A 5,022-nucleotide genomic window follows, 5' to 3' on the forward strand; every position below is an offset into this window, starting at 1 on the left:
GTCGTCGTCAGGGCCGTCGGTGCCGACGTGGATGGCATCCCACCCGGCCTGTCGTGCACCCACGATATCCTCGTCGTAGGTGTCGCCGACGTAGACGTAGTCGTCCGCCGGGAGGGACGCTTCGGCAGCATGGAAGATACCTGTGTCCGGCTTTCGGGCTGCGACATCGGGGTCGTTCGACACGACGACAGCGTCGACAACTGCTTCGAGGTCGTGGCGTTCGAGTTTCGCCCGCTGCATCTCCAGTGTCCCGTTCGTCAGAATCCCAGTTGGTCTGTCGGACGCAGTGCGAACGAGTGCCTCGTGGGCTGACTCGGGGACGGTCGTCGCCGCGAGTTCGGCCTCAGCGTGCCGGGTTGTGAGCGTCTCGGGGTCGGCGTCGACATCGAACTCGGAAACGACGGCGCCGAACCCCTCGTAGTAGGGGTCCGTCGAAAGCTGGTCGAACGAATCGAGGAGCACCGAAACGTATCGCTCGTAGGCACCATCTGGCGCGTCCGGGACCGCTCGCTCGAAAATACTCTCGAAGTCAGTCGTATACTGGAGGAGCGTCAAATCGAGGTCGAAAAAGACCGCGGTCGTCATAGGCTGGATACTGAGAGAAACGATAAAAACGCTACCCGTACGCGATACACACAGGCGCTACTCGTGTCTGACCTCCGTCGCTACTCGTCGGCCGCTTCGAATTCGACGAGCGTCAGGTTTCGGTCGAGGTAACAGTGGTCGTGCGGCGGGTCGCCGATGACGGTGCTGATACGGTATTCCTGGTCGAACTCAGCACCCTCGGGGACACAGTACTGGTGGCTCGGACACTCGGTGTGCGGGCACGGGCCTTGGAGGCTGGCCTTGCTCCCGGCGTACGCGCCTTTCGACGGCACGTTCGCCCGAACCGGAGCGGGTTCGACCTCGACGGCGCGGACACCATCGTCGTGGACGGCGCAGTCGAGTACCTGCGTATTCTCCCGTACATCGATGACGCGATAACGAACGCCCTCGGTGAGATTGAGACACTGCTGGCGGTACGGACATCCCTCACAGGCACTCGATTCACCGCGGTAGACGAATTCGGTACCCGGGTCGGCCAGGCGGGCACCGATGAGTGTGATGGAGGTCATGGTGTCAGGTTCATTCGCAGGGCGGTTAAGGCTCTCGACCCGTTAACTCGTCGAGTTTGTCGAAATAGTCCTCACGCGGGATCTGATAGACACCTCGGTAATCTATCTCTCCATCGGCGAACCGCTGTGCGATGTCTTCGGCACCTTCGACAGCCGCCTCGCGGGAGTCGAACTCCTCGACGACCGCCTCGATTTCGGGTTCGAGGTAAAGCACGGCGTGCCACGTCTCGGTTCGAATCTGTGTCGCACCGGGTCGCTTCGCTCGCGAACCATTCCACACGAAGATGGTCGGCATGCACTCGGCGGGGAACGAACTCTCGTTGAAGACGTCTGGACGGTACGCGAGGATTCGCCGCCCCTCGTGCTCGTCATTCCAGAGTGTCCACCCGTCGGGCAAATCGGTCATACCCCCGCTAGTCCGCCGTACATCCTAAGCCTTCCCGCTTATCTCTGGGGCGAAGACTCTCAAAGAAAATGGTCGGTGAACGGCGACATGATTCCGTAGCGACTCGATTAACGAGTCCGTCAACGGACTGAATCGCCGATTAAATCGACACACCTCGGTCTATGAGAGGGTCAATTTCGATGGTATGTATCTGGATATTTCCTGATTAATGACAATCTCCTGACTTGGAACGGAGAAAGGGTTAAATGCTAACGTCTCTCATTATAAATCAGTCTCGGTCACCGGGCCGAGCGAGCCGCCACGCATCGCCTGCTAACCCGCCGATTCTGTCGCCAATCGCCGACCTGTTGTGAGTGCGCAGCGGCGGCGACGTACTGCCCTCCCCGCTCACCGCGACCTGTCGTCGCGTGACGGAAGTGTAGTGTGTCGTCTGCGACCCGTAAATACGGGCGCGTCGCCCTCGACCGTCTTGGGACGGCTGGTCCGACGAGGCTCCACGAACAATGACCGGCGAAATCGAAACACTCGCAGACCTGAGCAAGCACTACAAAGACTCAGTGCCCGCGGACCTCCGCGAGGCGAAGAGCTTCGAGTGGTACTTAGAAGAGGTCTACGCAAATCCGAAGATCGCTCGCAACGCCCACCAACGCGTGGCGGACATGTTCGACTATTACGGCACCCGTTACGACGAAGACGCGGGCGTCGTGGAGTACCTCATGGCCTCAGAAGACCCGCTCCACAACGGAGAGAACGTCTTCTATGGTCGCGAAGTCCACGAGTCGATACACGAGTTCGTCAACAAGGTGAAATCCGGGGCTCGCGGTCTCGGCCCCGAAAAGCGTATCAAACTCCTCTTGGGTCCCGTTGGCTCGGGGAAGTCGCACTTCGACTGGCTCTCCCGACGGTACTTCGAAGACTACACGATGCGCGACGAGGGGCGGATGTACACCTTCCGCTGGTCGAACCTCGGCGATGTCATCCGTGATCAGGACCCGGCCGACGACGTGGTCACATCACCGATGAATCAGGACCCGCTCGTATTGCTCCCGCAAGAACAGCGCGACATGGTCATCGAGCAACTGAACAAGAACCTCGATGCACCGTACACCATCCGGAACGACCAGGCGCTCGACCCCGCCTCCGAGTTCTACATGGACCGTCTGCTCGCGCACTACGACGACGACCTGGAGTCCGTCTTAGAGAACCACATCGAAATCATTCGACTCGTCGCCTCCGAGAACAAGCGGCAGTGTATCGAGACGTTCGAGCCGAAGGACAAGAAAAACCAAGACGAGACGGAGCTGACCGGCGATGTCAACTACTCGAAACTCGCGGTCTACGGCGAATCCGACCCGCGGGCGTTCGACTACGCCGGGGCGTTCTGTAACGCCAACCGGGGTATCTTCTCCGGCGAGGAACTGCTGAAACTCCAGCGCGAGTTCCTCTATGACTTCCTGCACGCCTCGCAGGAACAGACGATTAAGCCGAAGAACAACCCGCGTATCGACATCGACCAGGTCATCGTCGGGCGGACGAACATGCCCGAGTACCGCGAGAAGAAAGGCGACGAGAAGATGGAGGCGTTCAACGACCGGACGAAACGCATCGACTTCCCGTACGTCCTCGAATACGAACAGGAAGCCGAAATCTACCGGAAGATGCTCCGGAACGCCGACGTGCCCGACATCCACGTCGAACCGCACACCCTGGAGATGTCCGGGTTGTTCGGCGTCCTCACGCGAATCGTCGAACCCGACTCGGATACCATCTCGCTCGTCCAGAAGGCCAAGGCCTACAACGGTGAGTTAGACGATGGCGATGATGTTGACGTGCGGAAACTCCGCGAAGAGGGCGAATCCAAGGCCGATATCGCCGAGGGGATGGACGGCGTCTCCGCCCGGTTCATCGGCGACGAAATCGCCGAGGCAATCATGGACGCGACCCACCGTGACAAGAAGTACCTCTCGCCGCTTTCGTCCTTTACCCACCTCGGAGAGAACTTGGAGACCCACGGGTCGATTCCCGAAGAGAGCCTCGAACAGTACCACCGCTTCCTCGAGATGGTCCGCGAGGAGTACAAAGAACGCGCCATCGAGGACGTGCGCCACGCTCTCGCCTACGATATCGACGAGATTCAAAGGCAGGGCGAGAAGTACATGGACCACGTCATGGCCTACATCGACGACGCGACGGTCGAAGACGAACTGACGGGCCGCGACCAGGACCCAGACGAGAAATTCCTCCGCGCCGTCGAAGAAAAGCTCAACATCCCCGAGGACCGCAAGGAAGACTTCCGGCAGGAAGTCTCTAACTGGGTCTCGCGCCGCGCACGCGAAGGAACGTCGTTCAACCCGCAGGACAACGACCGACTCCGCCGCGCGCTCGAGCGCAAACTCTGGGAGGACAAGAAACACAACATCAACTTCTCGGCGCTCGTGAGCGCGAACGAACTGGACGACGACGAACGCAACTCGTGGATTGACGCGCTCGTCGACCAGGGCTACTCGCGTGACGGAGCCCGGGAGGTGCTCGAGTTCGCCGGTGCGGAGGTGGCCAAGAGCGAACTCGAAGGGTGACCATGCGAGATTACATCCGCGACGCTGACGAGGCGCTTCGTGGTACCTACGAGGAGCCGATGAGCCTCGCCGAGTACGTCGAATCGGCGTTCGAATCGCCCTCTATCGCGTCGCACGCGTCGAAGTACCTGCTCGAAGCCATCGAGTCGATGGGAACCCGGCAGGTCGTCGAACAGGGCGAAGAAAAAGAGCGGTACCGCTTCTTCGACGACCCCGCAAACGACGGTGAGCACGCGATTCTCGGCAACACAGACGTGCTCAACGCCTTCGTCGACGACCTCAGAACCATCGCCGCCGACCGCGGGAAGGCTGAGAAAATCGTCTGGTTCGATGGGCCGACTGCGACCGGCAAGTCCGAGTTGAAACGCTGTCTGATAAACGGGCTCCGGGAGTACTCGAAGACCGACGCCGGGCGGCGCTACACTGTCGAGTGGAACGTCGCGAACGCCGAAGACACGCGGGGTCTCTCCTACGGAGGCGAAGTCGACGCCGACGACGAGGACTGGTACGAGAGTCCAGTTCAGTCGCACCCGCTTTCGGTCTTCCCCAGCAACGTTCGAAGGCAACTCCTCAGAGACCTCAACCGGGCGAACGGCGACCACATCCCCATCAGCGTGAACCAGGACCTCGACCCGTTCTGTCTCGAGGCGTACAACTACCTCGAAGAGGAGTTCCGCCGCGCCGGCAAGAACGAACTGTTCAGCACCGTCACGGACCCGAAACACCTCCGAGTGAAGAACTACGTCGTCGACGTGGGTCGCGGCATCGGCGTCCTCCACTCGGAAGACGACGGGACTCCCAAAGAGCGACTCGTCGGGTCGTGGATGCCGAGCATGCTTCGCGAACTGAACTCCCGCGGGCGCAAGAACCCGCAGGCGTTCAGTTTCGACGGCGTGCTCTCGCAAGGCAATGGGCTTCTCACCAT

General features: G+C 60.5%; 4 protein-coding genes and 1 pseudogene. 2 read left to right on the forward strand and 3 right to left on the reverse strand.

The window, feature by feature from the left end:
• The 3 genes from QT222_RS08010 to QT222_RS08020 form a co-directional block, all read right to left on the reverse strand.
• Positions 1-585, reverse strand: a 585-nt coding sequence (locus QT222_RS08010) for an HAD family hydrolase (protein ID WP_491476860.1), incomplete at its 3' end; no start/stop codon positions are given.
• 80 nt (positions 586-665) lie between these two features.
• Positions 666-1,115, reverse strand: coding sequence for a UPF0179 family protein (locus QT222_RS08015; RefSeq protein ID WP_491476861.1), 450 nt, complete (start codon positions 1,113-1,115; stop codon positions 666-668).
• 25 nt (positions 1,116-1,140) lie between these two features.
• On the reverse strand, positions 1,141-1,521 hold the full coding sequence (locus tag QT222_RS08020; RefSeq protein WP_004060342.1) for a DUF5820 family protein: 381 nt from the start codon (positions 1,519-1,521) through the stop codon (positions 1,141-1,143).
• A 503-nt stretch (positions 1,522-2,024) separates the two neighbouring features.
• Between QT222_RS08020 and QT222_RS08025 the strand changes: the two genes are divergently transcribed.
• On the forward strand, positions 2,025-4,097 hold the full coding sequence (locus tag QT222_RS08025) for a PrkA family serine protein kinase (RefSeq protein WP_004060340.1): 2,073 nt from the start codon (positions 2,025-2,027) through the stop codon (positions 4,095-4,097).
• Positions 4,098-4,099: 2 nt separating this feature from the next.
• Positions 4,100-5,022, forward strand: a pseudogene (locus QT222_RS08030) (kinase anchor protein); the annotation flags it as partial.

This window comes from Haloferax sp. s1, assembly GCF_058382125.1.